Genomic DNA, 24,542 nt, shown 5'->3' on the forward strand with positions numbered 1-24,542 from the left:
AATTTGCGATACGATATCTCTGTCTAAGTGAGGATTTCTTTTTCATTTTGAAAGAGGTTATTGTTCCTCCTCATCTTAGACATACTCCTATTCCCGTACAATTTATTTGTGCAACAAAGCCATTCCTAATTCCTAATTCCTTCCCTATGCTCTCGACTTATACGACCTCGATTCCGTGTTGATCTCGAGAACGTCGTCAGTATTAATAAAAAATGGCACTTGTACCACCATTCCGGTTTCGAGCTTTGCTGGTTTTGATCCGCCGGAAGCAGTATCTCCACGAACACCAGGTTCTGTCTCCACCACTTTCAGATTTACCACAGAAGGAGGCGCGATGTTGATTGGATTTCCATTCCAGTTCATCACTTTGACCTCAAGTCCTTCCGTGAGAAAATCAACGACATCTCCGAGTTTTTTCTTATCAAACGTAAATTGTTCATACGTCTGGTTGTCCATAAAACTGTACTCATCTCCATGTCCGTAGAGAAACTGAGCAGAATTCATGGTAATGTCTGCTTCTGGCACATTTTCTCCAGAGAAAAATGTTTTTTCGAGAACATTTCCGGTAAGAAGATTCCTTGCTCTTACGACCATTTTCCCAACCGATTGTGACATGTGGGAATGAACATAGCTCATAACGACGTACGGATCATCACTAATGAGAATTTTGGCACCAGCGCGAATTTTTTGGGAATCCATAGAAAATGTAAAAATCTGCGGCATTATACCGATTGCCAATAAAAAAGTGAAGCCTTCGATAAAATTACGAAGTATGAATGAAGAATGAGAATTATGGCTCAGTCTCAGAAATTCGTCGTGGTAATTTTCTTTCCGTTTGGGTTATGCGTCCACGTGTGGATCACACGCAAATTTCTCAAAAAATTTTTTTAAGCATAAATTTTAGAAATACGGAAGTTTGCAAGCAACAACTCACAAAAATCCTTCCACCATTTGAGAAAATGTCTTCCTAATGTCCTCCTCTCCGCGTCATCCCGGGATGACGACTATAAGAGAAAATTAGCGAGTGTCTTAGCTTCTCCTCGTAAAACCCAATGAAGTCGTCCTCATAAAATTTCCCACTGATTTAAAAAAAGAACTGGAGTCAGTTTGCAATTCTGTGAGAATTTTTCATATACTTTGCTTTGTTGATTCTCCTTCTGCCTTCCGCCTTCTGCCTTCTGCCTACTGACAACTTACAACTAACTTTTCCATGTCGACAAAAGCTCTTCCTCTTTTCACCGGTTCAGAAAACAAAATTCTTCGAACAAAATCGAAAGAAGTTCGTGTAATTACAAAAAATATTAAAAAACTTTTGGAAAAAATGCATGCGACTGTACGAGAAGAAGGAGGAGTAGGGCTTGCTGCTCCACAGGTTGGAGAAAATCTTCGTATTATTATCGCTCAGATTTCGGGAACATTTTTAGAAATGATAAATCCGGAGATTCTCTCATTTTCAGAAAAATGTGAAAGTGGAGAGGAAGGGTGTCTTTCTCTTCCCGGAATATGGGGAATTGTCCGCCGTTCGAGTGAAATCACTGTCCAATTTTTGGATCTCAAAGGACGTCAGCGCATTCTCAATCTCAAGGGATTCAACGCTCGTGTTGTTCAGCACGAAGTCGATCACATCAATGGTGTACTTTTTATAGATCGTGCTCAAAATACTTCAGAGAATAGGACAGGAACAGCACTCTGATACTGTTTCTACAAAAAATCAGGGAATAAGTACGAACACTTTTCTTTTTCCCTTTTTACTGCGCCCTTAATTTCTTTTTTGAGTGGGAGTCCTGCTTTTTTCAGATGTTCATATTTTTTCATAATTTTTTGAGCGGTAATTTTTCCAGAAAGAAGCATTTTGGGAAGTCCACACGATGTAAAAAAGTTTTGTATTTTCGGGCGAGAGGGGATTATGAGGAATGGCGTAGAAGAGAGCATTGCGAATATTCCTGAATGGAGCCTATTTCCGAGAAGGAACTCTGATTCAGCAATTTTTGTCCGAACTTCGGTGAGATTTTTTGGAAGAAAAAGCGGAATTCCGAGTTTCGCCGCAAGTTTATCATCTGCACTCCTCGTTATTTGCATCGGAAGGAATTCAACTTTTTGTTTTTTCTTCTCCACTTGACGACAAAACTTTCGAATTTCATCAAGGTACTCTTTGGAAAGATCGCCATTACGAAGACAAATAAGAATTCCACTTTTTTTTAATGGTCCACTTCTTTTTGCTGGAAGCAGAAAAGCCGCGTCAGTTGCCAAAAATGAGCGACCGGCAGGGAAATGCATATCTCTCAAAATATTCAAGGAATTTTCATCTCGCACTGAACAGAATGATGCTGAAGAAAGGAGGTTTCCCGTTTTTCGGAGTGATCTCTGTGAACGGAATGGTCCAAAAGAATTCCCGATGAGGAGAATTCGTTTTTTAAAAAATACACAGAATCGAAAATACCTTCTCCAAATAGAAAGCGCTTTTTTGGGAAGTTCTTGGAAAAGTCCTCCTCCTCCAAAAATAACCAAATCAGCATTTTTAACGGCAGTATATGTTTTGAAAAATTTTCCTGTCAGTATCCATTTTCCAAGAGAGAAAATGGTGCTTGGCGGCGGTGGAATTGCCAAAAGCTTATGTTCGATCGCAATATTTTTCATAAATGGCGAAACGACCAGAATTTTCCAAGCTTTTTGGTCAATTCTCCTTCGAATGCCCGCAAGAATTCCTTCATCTCCCCAATTCGGGAGTCCATAATTGCCGAAAATAAGAAGGGTTTTTCGTTTTTGTTCCATATTAAAGGAAACACTGCAAAATGCGAACTCCTTCGTCATCTGTGGCTAAAAATTCCTCACCGTACCAAAAGTACGTTTGCGGATTTTTAGCCTTGATTCCTCGGATTTCATCATTTTGCAATGTTTCCAGATATTGCTGAATTGAGGTGGAATTTTAAAGTTTTTTCTATTTTGCATCGTTTCCTAAAGAAAAGCACTCTCCTGAAAAGTGTTTCATATTTTTGTGATTCTTTCTATCAAAAAATTGGAGATTATTTTGCTTCAGCTTCCTCTTTTTCAGGAGAAACTTCTTCTGGAGAGGTCTTTTTCTGAACAATTTCTTCTGTGGGAGCCTCTTCTGATCCCTTCCCCTCGACCTCAGCGAGTTTTGCTTCCTCTTCTTTCTGATGCAAAATTGCTTCCTCCACTTCTGCTTCAGTCACTTCATGCGGTTTCATAGACTCGAGCTCAGACTCAGAATAGAACCTCTCTTGAAGCCTTGCTGACTTTCCACTACGTCCTCTCATAAAGAAGATTCGAGATCTCCGAACCTTCGCCTCCTTTACGAGCTCTATTTTTTCGATAAAGGGCGAGTGAATAGGAAAAACCTTTTCCACACCAATACCATCGACCACCTTCCGAACGGTAATGCTCCCGTTTACTCCATGTCCACCTGTTGTTTCAATAATGAGTCCCTGAAAAATCTGAATACGCTCTTTATCTCCTTCTTTAATTTTTTGATGTACTCGAACTGTCTGCCCTGCAGAGAAGGGGGTAAACTTCTTTTTAAGTTCTAATTTATTTAATTCCTCGATAGTAACGGTTCCCATAGTGCAAAAAATGAAGAAATAAAATTATTGTGATTCTTTCTGTTCAATGAGTTTCTCGATCTTGTTTACCGCAATAACACTTCGTTCATCATTAATAAGGTTGTGCACAAACTTATCGTGGCATTCTATACGATACAAAAAGTCGTCTCGAGAGAGCACAGTAAAACGAACGGGATGCTCGTGCGAAAATTCCTCGGCAGTGTACTCAGTTAGCTTTTCTTTGTCAATATCGCCAACAACAAAAAGATCTACAGGAGATCCTTGTACTCCCACGAAAATTCCGGAAAGGAGAAGGAGCTCAACTTTTCCCATTTTTAAAACTTGTTTTACGACTTCTTGTCCAGAGGCATTATCTTTTTGGAAGATAAGTGTGAGTTCGGGGAAGATAAGAAATGAAGTATCAATGTAGTAATATTTCTTTCGATCTTTGTTCTTACACTTCAGAAACCCAATTTTTTTTAAATTATTAAGCTCCCTTCGTACTGAATTAATTTGTTCATCAAGCAACCTTGTAAGCTCACGTATAAAATACTCTTTTTGTGGATTTAGAAGAAATATGCGTAAAAGTTTTATACGAGTTGTTGAAGAAAAAAGTGCTTTAAGCATGCCCTTGTATAAAATGATAACAAAGATTATGTGCACATATTTTATGCACACACAAAAACGAATTGCAATACATTTTTAAAAAAACACTGAGAAATGGCTATTTCTAGGCACTTTTTAGTGAGTATATTTTTGACGCAAGAATACTTTCTCAGTTCATGTTTACAGAATTTATGTATAAATTATGTGTTCAAATAATGGGGGCTTGTTATCAAAAAGGCATTCTGTCGGATAATAAATGTCATACTGCTTCCTTCAAGAGTTGCCCGTCCTCGGGCGACCAAGGTCGCCTCAGGAGAGGCGACTCTTGATTTCAAAAGTTCTTGATTTCAAAAAAACTTCCTTCTTCTAAAGATTTTCTTTATAGTGGTCTTCCATTCTCATTCTATTCTTACGTGATAATCTCTCAGAACATTGCAGGAATTCAGAAAGAGCTCAAACTGTATCCAAGGGCAAGTCTTTTAGTCGTAACAAAATTAAGAACTTCTGACGAAATGACTGAGGTTTTTCAGTCTCATGTTTTAAAAATAGGGGAAAATCGTGTTCAAGAAATGGTGCAAAAACTCCATTACATTCCTTCTGAAATAGAACGCCATATGATTGGACACCTTCAGAAGAATAAGGTCAAAAAAGCTGTAGGAATTTTTGATATTATCGAAAGTGTTGATTCTCTTTCCCTTGCGGAAAAAATATCAGAAGAATCAAATACTCTCCAAAAGACAATACCTATTTTTCTTCAGGTGAATATTTCACATGAGCCTCAGAAAGGGGGATTTTTCCCAGAGGAAATTCTTGATGCGTATAAAAAAATTGAACAACTTTCTTCGATAAAAATCTGTGGAATTATGTGTATTCCAAAGTTTACAAATGATCAGCACGAAGCGAGAAGTTATTTTTCAGACATGTTTCAGTTGTATAAAAATATTATACATAATTTTTATCTCGATGAACAAAAATTTGAACTTTCAATGGGCATGAGTCACGACTATAAAATCGCACTTGAAGAAGGTGCAACTCTTGTGCGAATTGGAAGGAGAATATTTGAGGAGAATATGTAAAAATGCTCAGCTATCCTGCTTTTTTCACATCTTCCAAAACGGTTCTTGCCTGAGTTCTTCCGATACGCGTAATCTTCTCAAGTGTTTTTCTTACTCCTTCTCGAGTTGATCCCTCCTTTATTCCCATCTTTGCTGACGCTTCTGAAAGATCATGAGAAATCGCTCGCTCTGCCTCATCTCGAGTTTGTAAAAATGAAAGGTTTCTGTCGTCACCACGTGAAACGCTAACTGCGTCTCCTTTTTCAAAAGCTTCTATTGCGCTTCTCGCAGTTTCCCTTGTCGTTTTAGTGTGAACTTTATGTCTTTCAAATGAAAGTTTATATATATCTGATCTCGCGGCTTTCGTGAGTTTTTTCTGCTCCTCTGTCGCAAGCTGATCAAGTTCATGAGCTCCGTCTAAGGTGTCTTTTTCTTCGATCAATTCTATCGGATGGGAACCTCCCTCTTCATGGTCTTCTGGCTGAATATCACGTGTATCATTGCCCTCTTTGAGAATTTCTTCTGCATGTCTTTTCGATACTTCCTCGTCCGTCATGGTTTCATCAATTTCCATTTTTCCCTCATCCCGATGCTGTTTCCTATCTTGCGCTACCATAAGGTAAGCAAGGAAATACTTAATCGCGTCGCCATTTTCCTCATTTTCCACTCTTCCAAAAATCATGTCTTCTATGAGTTTATCGCGATCCTCAACGGATATTTCTTTCTCAGGGATTTCTCCATTTTCTTTTTTGATGCCGATTTTGTCTTCGCAAATTTTTAAGTTTTCTTCTACAAGATCTCGTTCGCGCTTAAGACCATCAGTCTTCTCCGCTCCATATGCTTCGAGCCGAGAAAGAAGAGAGGTGTGGAGTTCATACGATTCCTGCCAATCGAGATATTTTTCCGCATATTTTCTTTCTTTCGTCACTTCTTCCTCCATTTTTTCCGCTGGAATCTCCACATCGCATTTCTGAATATTTTTCTGCGCTTCCATTTTTTCTTTCCTGAGTTCTGGAGTGAGGAGAGTGCCAGGAACAATAAGGAATAGCTGAAGAAGCTCTCTATGAGCAAGCTTTGAGCGTTTCCAGTCCATTTCATGCTCAATGGCATCTTTCTTTTTTTTTGTCACTTGCACTGCAAGTCCATTTTGAGCTGCTTTGAGATCCATGCTTGCGATTTTTGCGAGGTGCGCAAAATGGGCAGGTATGAGCCCCTTTCCTGCGGAATTTCCTATAAAATGCGTGAACGTGGAAAAATTTCGAGAGAATGCGGGGATCGCTCTTACCAAATTTTCAGGATCAGCTTTTGAAAAGGAATTCAAGCTTTTTCCCAAAGTAGCGAATGTTCTTTTCATTTCATCCAGTGGCTTTTGTCCGGCAACGTATAATGTCTTTCTCTCCAAAAATTCCTTCTGCCTCTTTTTTCTTTCTGTCTCTATTGCCGCCAGAAATGTTGTAGGTGTGTATTTATCAGCAAGTTTTCCATCGAGATAATCTCCGAATTGATGAGTGAATATCTCATCAGAAGCTTTTTTCTCAGCATCTGTAAAGAACGATATCTTCTCTTGATTACAGGAAAATGACTCTTGTAATACCGTTTTTCCAGCATCTTTTGCGGCTTTTATTCTTTTATTTTCTTCATGAAGTTTTTGCAATAGTTTAACTTCTCCTTCTACAAATCCAAGCTTCATTTTTCGACCGTCCTTTCCAGAAGGGAGAGCGAGTTCTTCAGATTCTTTATTGATAAGACCTTCCCGTACGCCAAAGAGCAGTTTTCTCTTTCCCACTTCACTCGCGGTCCCTTCTCGTACCATCATTTCTAACTGTGGAACAATTCTATTATCAACAAGAAGTTCCATTTTGCGATAATCAGCCATGTACTCCTCTTCTTCTTCGATTCTTTTTTCCTGTTCTCTTACGGGCAATGTGAGTATTCTCTCCATTTTTTGGCGATACGCAGGTTCATATTTGCTTGAATATGGATCTTCCCGAACACCAGCCAAGAATTTTTCTATCTTGAAACGAGTGGTTTCTGACCGATTTTCTTCAGCCTGAGATTTTTGAGTTTCAACTGATGCCATTTTTTGAAAAACTCGGAAAATATCGCTCTGTCGAGCCTTATAATAAACAAAAAATTGGGACTAGAGAATACCTCTTTTCCCCATTTTCCTCCAGTTATTTTTTCTGTTAGTAGAAAAACTCAATATTTCTCTCAAAAAGTAAAGTGAAACTGGATTTTTTTGTGGGGATTTCTCTTCATAAAAATTCGATTTTATGGTATCATGATCTGATATTTCACTATTTTTCTTGAAGAGAATTTCCGAGACACATTCTTGGCTCAAAAAATCGATTGCGCTCATGATGATGGTTGTCCTTCTCTCACCGTTTTTGGTGCAGTTTGATGATTCTGCGCTCAGCGCAAAATCTCATGACGAACATGATCTCGTAGGTATTCTTGTTGCGAGTGACCTTTATAATGTGGGAAAAGAAGATGGCGGAGATCTTACTGGAAAAATATATCGATATACATCAGATGTGCAGAGTTCACTCCATGATACCAAGGCGCTTATTCTCCCAGTCAACAGCGAAGAATCTCCACAACGCATTTTTGATGTACTCGAAAAACTCTATCTCGAAGGATATTTGAAGGAAGATTCGCTCTTTTTCCTTCGTGGTGTCGTTATTATTGGTGATGTTCCGCTCCCGCTCGTAAAGGAAACCGTTCCTTTTGTTTCGGTGTTTCCGTATACGGACTTTGAAGATCCCTCATACCTTTGGGATGCGGAGCAGAAGATGTTTATTCCAAATGATGCCGATTTCTCGAAAACATCTGACATTTGGCACGGAATCATCCGCGGAACGCCTCAGGAAATTTCTGCATATTTTGACAAAGATCATGAATTTCACAAGTCTCTTGCTGAAGGAAAAGCTCCGTATGATGATTCGGTTCTATACGTAGATTTTGCAGAAGAATCAGATACGCTTTCAGACACTGACATCGCTCAGTATAAAAATACAGAGAAATATACGGAAGATCTCGCATATATGAGATATAACAAATATCTTCTCGAAGAACTTCAGAAGGGAATTCTTGATGAAGTCGAAATTCCCGGCGATAAAAAAGACGAGATTTCCGATCAGATCGAAAGTCTTTTTGGAGAAGGGAAGAGAGATCTTATTCCCGATATCTTTACAAAAGATAAAATAGATGGATTTCTTCCAGAATATTTAAAAATAGTGAGTTCCTACTCTGCAAAAGTTCAAAAACGTATTGAAGGTTCCGGGAGATGGTCTCAGTCAAATACCGATACTATTCCTGGTCTCATTACCGCAATGGACGCTCTCAGCAGAGAAGGAATGAAACACATCAACGACGTTCTTCAGGAAGAAATTCTGAATTTTGTCGAAACCAAATGGCAGAAAAACGTGACGATGGTGGAAAATATTTCTGCAGAAAAATTTGTGAATCCTTTTACAATTTCGAATAAACTTCATGGAAGATCAGTGGAGACGATTCAAAAAGCAGAAGAATGTAGTATTTTTCGAGGATCACCTTTAGGAAAGACGAAGGAATACTCTGAACTCGTGGAATATAATCGTCTTTATGATCCGGCATCAAGCGGGAAAAAAGAGGATCAGTGCGATCCCTACGGAGGATGTTGTATCCAAAATCGTGAAGAACCAGCAAAGTGTCGACCAGAAGATGCAGAAAAAGATGTATTTTCTCTTGTGGGAAATACTCCTTCCTCGAGTGGAAATGAGGCAAGTTTTCGTGATTGTCAAAAACTGGAGTATCTCGTCAAAAATGATGAAGAAGCAACGTTTGTAAATGCTCAAAAAAAAGAAATTTCGAGTGCCGTAGTACACGATGCTCCGCGTCCAGAAGATATTCAAAACGCTGCAAAAAGTCTTACTGCTGGTCATATTCCGAGCGATGGCATTCGTCATCTCACTTTTCAGGGACAGAGCGGAATGCTCGAGCGAATAGATTTTTTCAACGCTTTTTCTCTTGCAGAAATTCAAACTTCTGATGTGTGGGAAGCGTTTTTGAATGCGGTTCGGGAAAAAGAAGAGGAAATCGAACAAAAAATTATTGAAGATAATTTGCGCTCATACGCTCAATATCTCTTTCTGAAAACAAAAGACCAAATCCTCACAAGAGCAATTTCTCTCGAATTTCCTGCGGATTTTCAGCAAGAATTTTTAGCGTACAGAAACGATATCGAAACATTTTTATCACAAAAATTTCCCGATGCAAAAAATGGAGCGGCTCTCTGGAAGTCAGCAATTTTAGTACAGGAATCAGGAAATTCTGAAATTTCGAAAGCAGCAGAAGCAATTTTTTCGAAGCATTTTACTTTTGCAAGAGAAGGTGCAGAAGGACCAAATATCAAAAATATTTTTCAATTTTGGAAGCAAAAGGAAGTTGTCCTTACGCGAAATATTATCGCGGCGGGGACAATTCGTGAAATGGCGGAAGACATCATGAGGGGAGCAAAGTATCCTGTACAAAATTTTTCTTTTCGCTGGACAGCACTTCCGGAAGAAGGATTTCTCGTGAAAAAAGCTGAGGAAATGGATTCTCCGGCGCTTCGCAAGTCTCTTTCTTGGGGAACAAAAGATATTCATGAAAAACATGCCGATGCAGTAGCAACATTCTTTGATTCGAAAACCACCGGAATTCCGCGACACAAGGAAAACGGCATTGCCCTGGCATATTTTCGTGGAAAAACTGATGATGCTTCTCTCGAGTGGAATGGTGCAGAAGAAACGGTTTTTGATCCAGAATGGAATGCACTTCAGGAAGAAATTGGTGGAGGATCTTCCCCATTTGGTGGAGAAAATCCCTCAAATAACGGAAATTCTGGAGAAAACAATAATGGAGGAGATGGGCAATCAAATTCAGATGAAGACTGTCCATCAGCCGAAGGAGCGAGTCTTCTCGAATGGCCAAAAGCAATAAAATGCTGGCTCGATCATCTTCAAGATAAGAAAATCGAGTTCACGAGAGTATGTGCAGTTTCTGATGTTCATTATGGCGATATTCCCTATATTGATCCAAAAACTGGGAAAATGGTGGAACCTCTTTCTCAAAGCGAGCCAACACAAGTATTCCTCACCTCATCTCAGGCGGCCTTACTTCCCGGAATGGAAGGAGTGATTTCGGGACAAATTTTGGATTCCGATGGAATTCAGACGAGTGCCGGAGGAAGACAGGCGGATGTATTTATTGAAGGACCTGCTGAATTTACTGGTGTGGATTTGGATCCAGAAAAATTGGGAATTCAGCTCTTCATTACGACGGGAGAATTTCAGATTCCTTTTCGTGCGCTGCAAGTCGGAGACATCCACATTACTCTTGAGATGGAAGAACTTCCCAAAGCAGAAATCGTTCTCTCTGTAATAGAGACAATGCATGTTTCTCTCGAAACTAAAAGCGTTACTCCAGAGCAAAATGGACTTACTCTTTTTGAGGTCGGAGCTGAGATCGTCGATGCAGATGGAAATCTCCTCTCGAACGCTTCTCCGGAAGCAGATCTCGCGGTATCAGATCCCAGAAAAGCACTTCTCGGACGTTCTACAGGACAATTTGTTGGTGGTACTCTAAAAATTCCAGTAGCTTTAAGAAGCGGTCCAATAGAGCTTTCCATTTCTCTCCCAGCGGGAGAAAAAGCTTCGATCGAACTTGGGAAAAATTCTTCTGATTTTAAAAAAATTCCAGTAAAACTCCAATTTGGAAAAGCCCCTCAAGTTTTTCCTCCAAATTCTCAAGTAAAAATTCCGCTCTCAGTTCTCTTTTCTTCTGGAGAAATTTCAACTGAGGCAGCTCAATTTCCGAAAGATCTTCAAATTGGTATCACAAATGCCACGAAGAAATTGGGGGAAGTTTCAAGGTCAGGAAATAGCCTTATTCTTACAGTAAAAGATCGCCCCGGAAAACTCCGGATTTTTGCAAAAGCTCAAAATGTTCTTCCTGCAGCAATGGAAATTACGATTGGAACCGAAATGAGCAACAAATTTTTTGAAAAGGTTACTCCAAATGCGTATATCACAGAATTTTTTGGGATTCCCACAGCGCATCCGCTTCAAGAAGAAAGCTTGGCGCGAAAAATGCTGTTTTCTGGAAAAACACTTTTCTATACTGGGCTTTCTGAAGCTCCAGAAATATCTCTTCCAAGGGCTTCTCTTGATAAAAATGGCGGAGTAATTATTTCAGACTCAGGAATAGAGAATGTGATTTCCTCACTCACTCCGCTCACTCTTTCCATTTTTGATACGAATTCATTTGAGAATCTTGTCGAGTACAAGCCCATTTTGCCCTCTGAAACGAATATACAAATTGGACCTCCTGATCTAGAAAAACCTGGAATATTTTTCGAAAATTTTGATACGGCAAATGTTCTGAGGAGCGAAGAATCCGGTGGAATCATCACCGTTTTTATGAGAGAAATTCCAATTCTTACGGTTTCTTCAGCTTTGAATTTTGATATTCGTGACCAGAAATTCTCGCTGGAATTCAATGCGTCAGAATCGAAAGGAAAAATAGTGCTGAATCTTCTCTTGGAACTGAGTACAATCGTCGGAAAATTTATATTTTCATCAGCGAATATTTCTCTCATATCTTCTCCTCATGGAAAAACTGCGGCAGATGGAAGTGTATATGTCTTTGATGATTCTCAGAAAGTTCCGCTCCTCAGTGGACCACCAGATATCATTTCTCAAAATGAGGACGGTATCGCATGGGAAGGAGATGCGCTGACAAATCTTTTTATCGCTTCAGGAGAAACTGTCGGAGAGTCTATGAAACATCTCGGAAGTCCTATTCTCACAAATTGGGGTGATCCCACTCTTCATCTTCTCGCCCCACATGCCGGGACAAATGGTTTTGATCGAACTTTAGGAACACCAATATTTTCTTCTGGAGAAAGGAATATTCAGCAAGTCGAAAATGCGGATATTGATGGAGATGGAAGGGATGATCTCATAATTACTACTGAGGGGAGCACTCTTCTTTTTTTACAAAATACGGGAGATGGAAATTTTAGAAAATGGGGAACTCTTCTCGCTTCTCAAAAAGACATTTGGGATGTTGCACCGCTTGCCAAAGGCGATGGATTTGCAGACGTTCTCGTTCTCGATGGAGATGGAAAACTTCAATTTTTCCAAAATTCGAAAGAAGTATTTTCTGAGGAACCATTAAAAGTATTTCAAAATATACGGGCAGAAAGTTTGGCATCGAAAGATCTTGATGGAGATTCTTTTTCTGATGTTATTCTCCAGAAAAAAAATGGAGAAATTCTCGTATATTATGGAAGTGCAGACGGATATTCTGATGAGCACAAAACAAAACTGGGCTCGGTAGGAGCCAAATACTCTCATGAAAATATTCCCGGAGAATTTCTTATTTCTTTCCCGGATATTCAAAAAAAAGGTCTTCCGCTCCAGACATTTTCCTATTCGAATGAGAAAAATGAGAAAATTTCTGAAGAATTTGCTGATGCTGATTTTTTTAAGGAAAGAGAAATTATTAAAACTGGGGAAGACGTAAATGGCGGAATGCTCGAAAGAGGAGATCGTGTCCAGTTCAAAATTTCCATTCCCGTTCAAAAAGAAAGGATTTCGCTCATTGATATGGTTTCACTCGAAATGACATATAAAAAGGGAACGCTCACCTGTGATGGATGCGATACAGAAACGGTTATAAACGAGCCAGCATCAGGAGCAACATATCTCCAGATAACAAATATTCCTGCTCAGAAAAATATTACCATCAACTATGAAATGGAAATTCGAACTTTGCCGAAGGTGGATTTTATGTTTGGGAAAATACAGAAACCAGGATTCCCGAATGACACTATTTTAGACATAACCCTTCTTCTTCCGGGAACTGAATCAGATGGTGTTATTGAGTTTATTTCTACAGGACCAAGAACGTATCAGGAAACATTTCGAAAAAATGAACAAGAGGAAACTCCCAAATCTCTCCCTGATATGACTGATTCCGATGAGAATGGAACTCCCGATCAATTTGAGAAAGATGACAATGGAAACAAAATCCCCGATATTTTGGAAGACGCCAAAGACAATTTTTCTGGAGATGATGATCATGATGGAATTCCAAATATCTGGGACCGAGTCAGCTCTGAGATTTCTGATTTCTTCTCAGGAGATCTGGATGACATGAATCGAAAACTGGGTGATCTCATTAATTCTCTTGAAAATTCCAATTGGTGTTTAGGCGGATGTGTAGCTCTCCCCGTAAATTATGCATTTTTTGCTCCCGGACCAATAAACATTTCGCAGGCGCTTTTAAATGCTCGAAATCAGATACTTCTCGGAGGAAAAAATGCACTTGGTGGCATGCAAAATTCTTTTGATCGATTTGGAGGAGAAGCGCTCTCTTCAGAACTCGGAAATTTGCAGGGGAAAATAGATGGCATCATGGGAAGTCTCAAAAATGGAGTTGGAGTGACCGGTCCAAAAGATCCGGGATTCCCTATCTTTGGACTTACTCCAAAATTTCCATTTGTATGTGCTGGGCCAGCATGTTTTGCCGATAGTTACTTCCGTCTCTACATTGCTCCGACGATCACCGGAGGCACAGGAATTGCCGTTTGTCCCGGGAAACATCCGAGTAAGGCATGTTTTCCAACCGCGCTTCCACTTCTAGCGCTCACGGGAATTTGTGATGAAATTAATGAAGCCATCCAAAATGCTTTATCCCGCGCGAATAGTGCAGTTTCTTCGGATTCCGGGAATTCAATTGCTTATGTGGTCGATCCGGGAAATAGTGCAGCATCTCGAAGTGGAAACATTCAGGTAGTTTCTCGCCTGGGAACGCTCAAATGGGACAGTTCGCTTGGAAACAATATCGCTCCAGAATCATCACCGACATTTTTTAGCAGATGGGCTGCGGCACAAATACGTGAATTTGGAAAGATCTTCAAACTTTCTTCGATTACAGTTTTTTACCCGGCGCTTCCGAATGCATTCGTAAATGATTCTCAGAGGAGTGCAATACAAAAAACATGGGAGGATTTTACGAAACAATTTGATAATTTTGGGAAAACTGCGAAAAAATCGAATGAGTCATCGGCAGGAGCAAAAACGCCAGAAAAATTTACCGAGAGCACTCGAGAAAAAATACAAAGATTCGGGAGAGATCAGGTGAAATCAGCATATGATACTATTGCGCCAGTAAGTAAGATTGTAAAAGATGCCGGAGAAACAGTTGAAAGCATTGAAGATATTTATAAAATTTTGAGGAGTGTTCCGCTCCTCGATATTCGTGAAAAAATTATTCCCATCGCTGTGCCAACGCTTAGTAAAGAGCAAATGTACGCAGGAATCAGCGATTTTGATCTTTGGCTGAAGGAAGCAGATCAAGAAATTGCGGATTGGAAAGATTTTGTGACGAAATGGGAATGTCCTCGCGGATACCCAAAGGATAAATGCGCAGATGCAAAGAAAGCATGGAAAAAAATGAGCGAGGAAGTCGATGTTGCTTATTCCGGAATGTCTACTTCTCTCGAGCACAATAAAAAAGTTTTGGAAAGTTATGCGAATCTCGGAAATATTGTTTCTTTTTATGAACAGGAATTCGCAAAATATGTTTTTGGAATTGTCTGCTACGTAGATGCCATTACTGATCTTATGGATGGTTGGTTTCAGAGAAATTCAGAAAGAGCAAAATCATGGATTCGATTCTTCAAAACGGCACGTGAAATTTTAAAAGAGTGGCAGAACATTGTAAAAATGCTGGATGAACCGATGAAAAAATGCAACAAATGCACGACAGATAATTATGAAACTGGAGGAACTGTATTTGATATCGTGTTTGGAAGCATTCCAACCCCGCCCGTGGTGGAATTTCCGAAGCTTCCGAATATTGTCCTCGATGTTTCTCAAATCAAAGCGGCGCTCACGGTAGAAGTTCCGCGGCTTGAGTTTTATCCTCTTCCGATTGCGCTCCAAGCACTTCCTCGACTGAAGCTTCCTCGAGTTCCAACTGTAACACTTGTCATTACCGATATTAAAAGGCTTGATGCTCTAGAGCCTTTCCAGAAACTTCCTGATTTCCCGGATCTTCCGATCCCAAAACTGCCCGATATTCCCCCTCCTCCATCGCTTCCTACCGTTACGGGAGATCTTTCCAAAATCATGGAACTTGCCAATAAACTTCTCAAAATCTGGTGCATTTTTGGAAAATTCTTCGTCCACGATGAAAATCAATTGAAGCCCATTATTGAAAGTCTTACGAGTCGCCCCGCTAATGTTCTTCTCGGCATTGATTTTCTGAATGTCGCGTTTCCAAAAAATGCACTTTCCAAAATAGATGATTCTGTGGCAAAGATTTTTGATGTTGGATCCATCGATGAAATTCATGCAGTGGGTCAGATGAATCTCACCTTGAAATACGATGGTATTACCAAAAAAGTTCAAGAACTTGCAGACAAATGGAATAATTTTCTCGTCGAAAAAAATCTCATGATTCTCAAAGCTATTCAAGAAAAATTTGATTTTGGAAATGTTTTGGATTTTCGGGATGATCTGAATTTCCCAGAACACATTATTATTGATCCAAAGGACGCCGGAGATCAGGGAGATAAGGTTCCAAGTCTTCCCATTCCTTCTGAACCCGTAAAACCGCTTTCTTTCGGAATTGAGGAGTCAATGGATACGCTTCGTACCCTTCTCAAAAATACCGAATTTACAAACTTTGAAGTCATTGCTGAGAAGTACGGAATTCCAAAAACCAATTTGAGTGACTTTTCTGGATCTTCTTCTCAGAAGTACCTTGTGGAGCTCAAAGATGCTCTTCAAAAACGGGAAAAGAGAAGTGTTCTGAATGTAAAAAATCTTTTGGCTCACAATGGAGATCTTCAGGTTCTTCTCGCAGGAAATTCGGATATCACTCTTTCCAAAAAACCAGATGAAATCGCATCACTTGGGAATCCTCTTTCCGCAAAACCAGAACTTGTTTTTCCACCAGACCAGAACGAAGACAGCGCACTTGGATTTCCAAAAATCGAGACAGAAGATGTTTTGAGAAGTGTACCAGAACTTCCTCGTCTCGGAGAAACTCCGAAACAAACATCTGGGCAATATATTCGAAATGGAATTTTCGTCTATGACGAATCCACTCAAAAATCACAGAAAATCGTCGCATATGAAGGAATTACTTCAGAAGTACGAAATATGCTCTTTTCCGACGTCGATAAAGATGGTGACGATGATGTGCTTCTCATAACGGGAAAAAGTATTTTTCTCAAGGAGAATGGAAAACACATTCAGAAAAAAACGCCATTTTCATTTCCTCCGGAGGTTGGATCATTTGAGTCTTTTCTTCCTCACAATGATGCGATAAAAAATATTACCTTGAGCAGCAGCTATGGAGAAATTTCCGGGGCGTTCCGATTTGAGAATGATCCGAAGAATATTGGTGTAGAAATTGAACTCAAAAATGCACTTACGGGATATGCTCGTATAACGGAAACGGAGACAAAATATATTGAAATCTTGAGACCTGAAAATCTTGAGCAAAACCTCGAACTCGACCATTTCTTTTTGGGTCCGACTTCTCTTTCTTTTTCTGGAGAAGAAATACAAATTGGCGAACACGAAGCGGCAATGGTGAGTATCCTCAAAGGGGCATCATTTTCATTCCCTATCGAAAAGGGATTTTGGACACTTCGAATGAGATATATCCAAAAAGACGGCTCTCGTGGAACTCGTTCTCAGCCAGTGCTCGTTTCTTCCGCAACTGGCAATGACGTAACTGCTCCAATTTTTGTGGGAGATGGAGTGAAGAAAATTCCGGTACTTCTGAAAAAAACTATTTCGGCAGAAGGAGTGTATGACTTTGAAAGTGGAATGACATTTGAATGGGATTTGGATGGCGATGGGAAAGCGGATGCGACCGGATTTGAAATACCTGTCGGACCATATCCAGAGCCGGAACAAAAAAATATTCTCCTTACTGCGAAAGATGCTGGCGGAAATATTCTTCGCATTCCGATAGTTCTCGATATTTTTGTTCCTGATATCACGCTCGAAAAAGATCCACTTCAAACTGGAACTACTCTGGGAAATGTGGATCCGAGACTGAGCGAGATGCCATTTGCACTTCTTCGCGAGAGACTGAACACGTGGAAAATGATTCGCACCGAATCTGCTGATAAAAATGGTCGATATTTCACAGATAGAAATGGAAAATATGAAATTTCAGATCTTCATCTTTCTCCAGATGCAATTATAAAAGATCAGAGTGGAGAAATTATTGCACGCGTTTCTGGAACAAATGGAAGAGTCTTTCTCGAAAAATCCGAATACAAACTCGATGTTTTTCCTGGAGATGGAACACATTTTACGAGAACTGTCATTCTGAATTCTAAAAATGAGATTGTAGCAAATGTGGTATACGCTTCACCTTCAGGAACAGATGTGTTTCTCTCTCCTCAGGAAATTTCTGCACGGAATGTGGAAACACTGAGCGGAGTAAACCTTTATGACCGAAATAAAGGAGACGCCATTCAATTTGGAGGACTTCCCGTTGATGCTCCGAGTTACGCTGGTGGAGGCGCAATTTTTGATCAGGACAGTGGAACGGTCATCGCTCTCATCTCTCACTCGGGAGATGTTCATTTGCTTTCGAGCGATGCAAAAATTTCTCTTCGCGGAGCTCAAAATCCAGAAACTGATCCTATCCTTTACGAACTCAAGTACAAGGGAACTTCCATTTTTGATATGTATGTGCGGACAGATTTTCCGAACATAATACTTCATCATGGAGAAAATTGGACCACGCGATCTTCTGGTCCCGTTTTATTCATTTCTCATGAATCTCGTATTGCCCTAAAAGATGACCTTCCCGAAGCAGCAGTTGGTCTCGAAAAAGTGAAGGATGTCATCGATCTCCCTTTCTCAGATGTGGATAAAAGCAATCCAAATTTTGAGGCAATAAAAATGCTGTATGATCGAAAAATTCTTCAGGGATATGGCGATGGGACCTTCCGCCCTGATGAAAAATTAATTCGTGCAGAATTTGTGAAAATTGTTCTCGGAGCGACACTTTGTGCGGATTGTACAAGACCAAGCGAATTTGAACTCAAACGCTTTTTTGAGCCGTTTCCATTTCCCGATGTTCCTCTTGGAGTGTGGTATGAATTTTGTGTCGCAAAGGCGAAAAAACTCAAAATTATTTTTGGATACGGAGATGGAAATTTCAAACCGCTGAGAAATATTTCTCGTGCCGAAGCATTAGCGATTATCCTGAGAGCAGCCGATATCGAACTCGATAAACAGGTGGATTCAGGAGAGTCTCTTTTAGATGTTCCAGATTACGCATGGTATGAGCATGATATTTTTACAGGAGTAAACCTCGGAATTATTCCAGTGCATGAAGGTGGAAGAGTATTTCCCGATGAAGAAGTCACGAGAGGCGAATTTGCCATGATGGCGAAAAAACTTCTCGATGTGGCAGATTGCCGTGAAAAAGACACCGATAAAGATGGACTTCCAGATTACTCAGAAATCGATGCAGGACTCGATGAAAAAGATGCATCTGATGCCGGGAAAGACAGCGATGGAGATGGATTCTCAAATCTCGATGAGTACAGAGCTGGAACAAATCCACGGGATGAACATGATTTTCCCGGAAAAACCGAACCAGATGACACGTTTGATCACGATAAAGATCACGACGGAGTGAAAGATGATGTCGATAATTGTCCTGATACTTCCAATTTAACTCAGGAAGACAGTGATGGAGACTTAATTGGAGATGCATGCGATGCGCCGGAAATCTCAGAAAATGATTCTGATGGAGATTCTCTTCCCGACAGGGGCGATAATTGTCCTTTTTCCCCAAATTCCGATCAGTCAGATACGGATAAAGATGGCATTGGGGATGCGTGTGAGAATGTGGTGGACGGAGGAGAGACCGATAAATGTCCATTTCTTCCAGAAGATATTGATGGCGTCGATGATTCCGATGGCTGTCCAGAAGAAATTGAGCTTCCAGACTTTCCTCCCGGAGTTCATATTTTCCCAGGAGATCCTCTTCTTTGCGGACTTCTTGATTTCCTTGCAGATATTCGCTCTGGAGATCTCATAAAATCTGTGATTTTAAATGAGAGAAATAGCAAAATCTTTTCCGAAAGCGAAACATATTCTCTCGAAAATATTCCTCTTTTCCCAAAAAATCTATGAAAACAAATTCCCTTCCTCACTCGAAAAGTCGAGTACGATTCCTTTTCGGCATCTGCATTGGATTCAGTCTTTTGCTGATTCCATCTCCTGCAATCGCTGATACTCTTCCGATGTGTGAAGAATCTTTTTCCAGAGCATTTGATAAAGTCGATAAGGCTTTTGGAGTACATGTAGCGAAACTCGAAGAAAATAAAAAGAAAGGACTTTCGGGAGAAGATTCGGTACAACTTTTCTCCACTTCCATTGATGGATATAACTGTCAGCTCCAAATGATATGTGATGCAGTGCAAATCTCGTATGACTCAGATTATGATTTGAGTGATAATCCCGGCGGGCACGGAAAAGATTTTATAAATTCCTCTGGGCGTGGATGTGGGAAACAAATGACTGTTCTCGAAAATGGAGCGCTCACAAATGTCGATGCCACTCTCGGGAATGTTCTTACGTATTTCTTTCCAGATGATCAAATTGATTCGTGTCGAGAGGCGACGATGTCATCAAATCCGACAATGAGCCTTTTCGATGCATGTACTCAGCTTCAAAAAGTCAAAAGAAAAATGAAAATAGTCGAACTGGAATCTTCACTTCAAGCAATTTCTACTCGGAAAAGAATGGGATTTCTCATGAGTAAACTTCAGGATCTTCACAATAAAATAAATCCAGAAGGAGAGGGGAGTCATGGTCTCCTTGAGCTCACGAGACGATTTGTGACCCGATTTCAAGAAGTTATTACGAAACTCTCCTGCTATGTTCCCAAAACTGTTACCGTTTCCAAATGAAAATAATACGCATACTTTTTTCGGCATTTTTCATTTTTCTTTTTCTCGGGATTTTTTCGAGCGATGCCATCGTGGCAACCGAACCGGAGACAAAAGAAAGTGCAGAAGAGCAGTTTTTCTCTGCATTTCAAGATGATTGCGATGTCGATTATATCAAACAAAATCCAAATCCATATTGCGACACAGTTCTTGAAGAACCTGATCACGAAAAAGCATTTGAAGAAATACGAACCAAATACCATGAAGATACGAATACATTCCTGAATGAGCATATTTCCAAAATAGAAGGAACCACATTCCGATGCGATGCAAAGAGAGAGTTTACCGCTCTTGAAACAAGTTTTGAAGAGATCTATTTCGAGCGAAAAATTGAACTCTATAAATACACTGCTGCACTCAGGAGATTATTTGAGTTTCCTGAAGCTCCATCTGGAAACACATTTACAGAAGTCCTGAATTCAGCTCAATATTTTTCAGAGCGAATCGATCGGGAAATAGATATTTCCGAAAAAGTTTTGAGAATTGCTGTTCAGAGTTATGCCGAGATGAGGCTCTATTATCCGCTTCATAAAGAGCTCGAATGTCTTGCGTATGATCTCCAAAAGCTGAGAGATTCGTGGGAATTCTTTGGGGAACAAATTTCTCGAATGCCAGCAAAATTTATCAATGCCTCCGCACAATTTTAAAAAATGTTCAAAAAATATATTTTCATTTTCGGCGCTTTTGGAATGATACTTTTTACAGGATTTCATTCTGCATACGCGGATTTTTCCGAAGAAGATCTCTATAAAAAAATTTATGAAAAGTTTCAATTTGCTCCGACCGAAACTGCTATTACGAGAGTTTCTGGGCAGATGGGAATGAAGAAAGAAAGCGTGGAACGGATCCTTACGACAAATCCGCTCGAACTCACCATTGAAGGAGATCTCAGTCAAATTACAAAAATTCCTTTTTGCCAAAGCAATCGATCAGAAGATATTCTTGGGAGATGTCTCATGGAATTTCAAGATCTCTTCAAAAGTGTGAGAAGTCTCGCCGAATATGAAGTGGTTCTGAAGGAAGAAATTTCTTCGGGTGACAGATGGACAAATGGAACACTCATTGACGGGAGTTTCGATATCATTGTGGATCTCAATGTCATTGATGTTATTCTCTTTGGACCTCGTGCAAAAGCGCCTCAGCCGCGTCTTCCGGGGAGCATTATCGATGGAAATGAAACCAAACTTGTTGATCCTTTAGTCCAGCCATTTCCTCCACCAGATGGTCCGGGATCTGGCGATAATCGTGATGGAAATGGAGGTGGAAACAATGGGAATGAAAATAATGGTGATGGGAATGATAACGGAAGTGATGACGGAAATAATAATGAAAATGATGGGAGCGACAACAATGATAACGATACGACGAATCCTCCAGATACCACAGATGATCAGAATACTTTTCCAGATGAGAATTCGAATACACAAAATGGAGAATATGGAATGTGCAAAGATCCAGATGCGCTCTATTTTGGGGGTGACAACACTTCATCTTCGAACACACCAACGCCAAAAGAGAAGACAGATGATACTTCTTCTCAGGAAAATACGAATACGGAAAATGGCGAGAAAAAAGATGAAAAAAAATCTGATGAAAATACTCAGAAAAAGAATGATTCTCAGAATGGTGAAACACGGAAAAATTCTGGAGGAGCAAAAAATGTTTCTGATCCTCAAAAAGAGCTTCCTGATCTTTCTGGAGGAAACGATGATTTTGACAGGGGAACATATCCGGATCTTGATGGAATCGATTCAGGAGGAGGATGTGCGGGAGATGAAGTTGATCTTTTTTATGGACTTCTCTGTATTCCGAAATTTTGTAAAGATTTGATTTGTGTGAATATGTATCTTACAACCAAACCAGCATTCTCTTTGGCTGAGCAAGAGACTCCTGCCTGCATAGAATGTATTATAGAGCGAGGATATGAAATTTTGGAATCTATGGCGGATGTTGTAGAGGCGCCAAAAAGTGCAAGTACTGTTGGGTATTCTCTTTCCTCATTCCTTTCCATCACAAAAAATCTGGGAATTGAATTCTATCTTTTACCGAGAGCGCTCCCATTCCTCAATTATAACGATCCGTCAAAAGAGAATTCATCAAAAGAAATTGCCAAAGGTATGGAAAATGATGCCACAGGAAAGCCAACTCCTTCAGAAAAATCAGAAAAAATTGCACCAGAAAATCTCCCTGCTCCTCAAGAAGAGTTGCTGGCAGAGAAGGAAGATGGATCTTCAGAAAGTACAGAACCGGGAGCTGATTCACCAAACTACCAGCTCCTCAAAAAAATGCTCAAAAACGACTGCAAATTTGTCTTCCAGTATTTTCCCGGAAGAGCAGATGTTTCCACAAGTCAGCTCCTCAGCCTCTGCGATGATTATATGGGAAGCAAAAAAAAGGAGGCATGGGAGCAAGTTGTACTTACTGAAGCCGCGCTTCCGAGCGATGCGCAAAAGAAAATAGATGTGGATCTCCAGAAAGAATTTTTCACAAACATTTCTGCAAGTCTTGAGCGTTTCAGAGAAGACGTGAAGTCGATGACTGCAGTTGTGCTCCAAATGCATCCTGAAAAAATTGACACTTCAAATACACAATGTAAAAAAAATCTGAAATAATATGAAATCCTCATTTCTTCGCATTATCGGCGGTGTGATTCTCGGAATTCTTTTTCTGCTTCCAGTGCCGGGTACCAAGGCTGAATGGAAAGGGAATCTCCCAAATGAGTGTACTCAGTCTTTCTCGTATGAAAAGATGCGAATGAAGGAAGAAAGGACAGGACAAGTCATTCTGCGAGTGGCAGAGAATCTTGCATCACAAGTATCAGCCGCTGGAGAACTCTTGCCTCATGAGGGGAATACCAATTTTTCCTCTCGCTCCTACGCATGGCTCCGTTCAGAAATTACTTTCGAACAGCCATTTCAATCTTTTCAGGAACTCGATCATTCGGAATGTTTTCGCGCTGAACTCAAAAGAATTGATGATGCGCTTGGATATATCACTTCTGCAATTCCAAAGAGTAAACTTCTTAAAAAGGAAAATATGACCGAGTTTACGAGTGTAAAAAATCAATTTTCCACTCTAAAAGGAGAGAGAGCTGCTCTTGTGTTTTGTGCGGAATTTAACGCTCCAGGAAACGTATATTACAGCAAAGAATATGCGGATGAAAATTGCGAACCAAAGGGAAAAGCAACTTTCGGAACCATTGTGGAGCAAATGAAAGAAATTGGAGAAAGAATTAAAAATCTCACTTCGAAAAAAGGTTTGGAAGATGTTTTTAATACGGATCAATGGAAATCGAATGACGATCCAAAATCAAAAGAAGCTGAGGATGCAGCTCTTAAAGAGGTGGCTCAAAGTTGGTATCGGAATCAGTTTTTTCCGGAACTCAATGGAGTTTTTTCTTCGAAGGCAGAATGGAAAGATTTTTGGAAATCACCTCTCGAATACATCAAAAATAGATCGAAAAAAAATAAGGCAAATGAGCATAACGCAGAAAATGACAAGTCTGAGCAAGATGCCGAAGCAATTACGAGAAAAACTCTTTTTGGCGCCATGAACGCATTGACTCAAAATTTTGCAGATCTTAAGGCTCGTGTTGAAAAACAGAAAGAGTGGGCAGATGAAATTCTTGAGATTCTTTACGATGCAGGTGCTGCAGAAAGATGGAAAGAGGAAATTCGAATGGTGAGAGAAGAGGATGTAAAAGCTCAGCGAGAACGTGTCCAAAAACTCGAAAAATCACTTCGCCGATTTGTCGATAATCAGGCAAGAAACATCGGAAACTAACGGCATTTTTTTTGACAATTTCGCCGAAAAAATGGTATAAATGCGGAAATATTTTAAGCGAGAATGGTTGAAACTCTTCCAGCGGGAGTTTTTCCACAAATAGTTCGGAAAACTTATTTTCCTTATAATGCCAAAACAGGAGAATGTGAAAATGTGCCTGGAGCATCAGCATTATCAGGAGCCACTGCTGAGGAGAAGGTAGTACTGTCTTGACAAATTAATTTTCAGGCATTAAATTGAAGTGGGACAAAAATCACTTTAACTTTATGTCATGAAAAAAATAAAAATAATATTGAGTTCCGATGAAATCCTGTTTTTAAAGAAATTTAAAGAGGGGAAAGGTCGGACGCTCCGTGAAACAAACCGTGTCAATATTCTGCTTTTGTGCCACAGGGGCAAACGCGAAAAAGACATTTCCGAATTTCTGGAAGTCACGACTGATACTATCTGGAGAATCAAAAAGAGATATACTGAAGGGGGCGTGAAAAAGGCCATAGAGGAGAGCCCGAG

The 24,542-nt window shown here is 40.0% G+C and carries 14 protein-coding genes; 9 read left to right on the plus strand and 5 right to left on the minus strand.

The features are described from left to right. Positions 1–144: 144 nt before the first annotated feature. Positions 145–699, minus strand: coding sequence for an elongation factor P (efp, locus tag HZA38_03130; GenBank protein MBI5414484.1), 555 nt, complete (start codon positions 697–699; stop codon positions 145–147). Between the two features lie 511 nt (positions 700–1,210). On the opposite strand from efp, the gene def reads away from it, so the two are divergent. Next, positions 1,211–1,693 carry a peptide deformylase gene (def, locus tag HZA38_03135; protein ID MBI5414485.1) on the plus strand — a complete coding sequence of 161 codons (483 nt, stop codon included), beginning with the start codon at positions 1,211–1,213 and terminating at the stop codon, positions 1,691–1,693. Between the two features lie 8 nt (positions 1,694–1,701). Here def and HZA38_03140 read toward each other — a convergent pair whose 3' ends face one another. The 3 genes from HZA38_03140 to HZA38_03150 all read right to left on the minus strand — a co-directional run bounded on the left by HZA38_03140 (position 1,702) and on the right by HZA38_03150 (position 4,187). Beyond that, complete coding sequence (locus tag HZA38_03140; GenBank protein MBI5414486.1) at positions 1,702–2,811, minus strand: polysaccharide pyruvyl transferase family protein; 1,110 nt, start codon at positions 2,809–2,811, stop codon at positions 1,702–1,704. A 212-nt stretch (positions 2,812–3,023) separates the two neighbouring features. After that, complete coding sequence (rplS, locus tag HZA38_03145) at positions 3,024–3,581, minus strand: 50S ribosomal protein L19 (protein ID MBI5414487.1); 558 nt, start codon at positions 3,579–3,581, stop codon at positions 3,024–3,026. 24 nt (positions 3,582–3,605) lie between these two features. Further along, positions 3,606–4,187 carry a hypothetical protein gene (locus HZA38_03150; GenBank protein MBI5414488.1) on the minus strand — a complete coding sequence of 194 codons (582 nt, stop codon included), beginning with the start codon at positions 4,185–4,187 and terminating at the stop codon, positions 3,606–3,608. Between the two features lie 392 nt (positions 4,188–4,579). On the opposite strand from HZA38_03150, the gene HZA38_03155 reads away from it, so the two are divergent. After that, entirely contained in the window at positions 4,580–5,242 is a 663-nt protein-coding gene (locus HZA38_03155) for a YggS family pyridoxal phosphate-dependent enzyme (GenBank protein MBI5414489.1), read from the plus strand. A gap of 10 nt (positions 5,243–5,252) precedes the next feature. On the opposite strand, the gene HZA38_03160 is transcribed toward HZA38_03155, so the two are convergent. Further along, positions 5,253–7,301, minus strand: coding sequence for a hypothetical protein (locus HZA38_03160; protein MBI5414490.1), 2,049 nt, complete (start codon positions 7,299–7,301; stop codon positions 5,253–5,255). Positions 7,302–7,527: 226 nt separating this feature from the next. On the opposite strand from HZA38_03160, the gene HZA38_03165 reads away from it, so the two are divergent. The 7 genes from HZA38_03165 to HZA38_03195 form a co-directional block, all read left to right on the plus strand. Beyond that, a complete protein-coding gene (locus HZA38_03165) occupies positions 7,528–19,431 on the plus strand; it encodes an S-layer homology domain-containing protein (GenBank protein MBI5414491.1) in 11,904 nt (3,967 codons plus the stop codon). Beyond that, a complete protein-coding gene (locus tag HZA38_03170; protein MBI5414492.1) occupies positions 19,428–20,210 on the plus strand; it encodes a hypothetical protein in 783 nt (260 codons plus the stop codon). The genes HZA38_03165 and HZA38_03170 overlap by 4 nt, the downstream gene beginning before the upstream one ends. 71 nt (positions 20,211–20,281) lie before the next feature. Next, a complete protein-coding gene (locus tag HZA38_03175) occupies positions 20,282–20,896 on the plus strand; it encodes a hypothetical protein (GenBank protein MBI5414493.1) in 615 nt (204 codons plus the stop codon). A gap of 42 nt (positions 20,897–20,938) precedes the next feature. Next, a complete protein-coding gene (locus HZA38_03180) occupies positions 20,939–22,861 on the plus strand; it encodes a hypothetical protein (GenBank protein MBI5414494.1) in 1,923 nt (640 codons plus the stop codon). Between the two features lies 1 nt (position 22,862). After that, a complete protein-coding gene (locus tag HZA38_03185) occupies positions 22,863–24,032 on the plus strand; it encodes a hypothetical protein (protein ID MBI5414495.1) in 1,170 nt (389 codons plus the stop codon). A 63-nt stretch (positions 24,033–24,095) separates the two neighbouring features. Beyond that, positions 24,096–24,245, plus strand: coding sequence for a hypothetical protein (locus HZA38_03190; GenBank protein MBI5414496.1), 150 nt, complete (start codon positions 24,096–24,098; stop codon positions 24,243–24,245). 58 nt (positions 24,246–24,303) lie between these two features. After that, positions 24,304–24,542: helix-turn-helix domain-containing protein (locus HZA38_03195; protein ID MBI5414497.1), on the plus strand; the 239-nt coding region annotated here is incomplete at its 3' end.

It is taken from the genome of Candidatus Peregrinibacteria bacterium, from assembly GCA_016220175.1.
Classification (GTDB): domain Bacteria; phylum Patescibacteriota; class Gracilibacteria; order CAIRYL01; family CAIRYL01; genus JACRHZ01.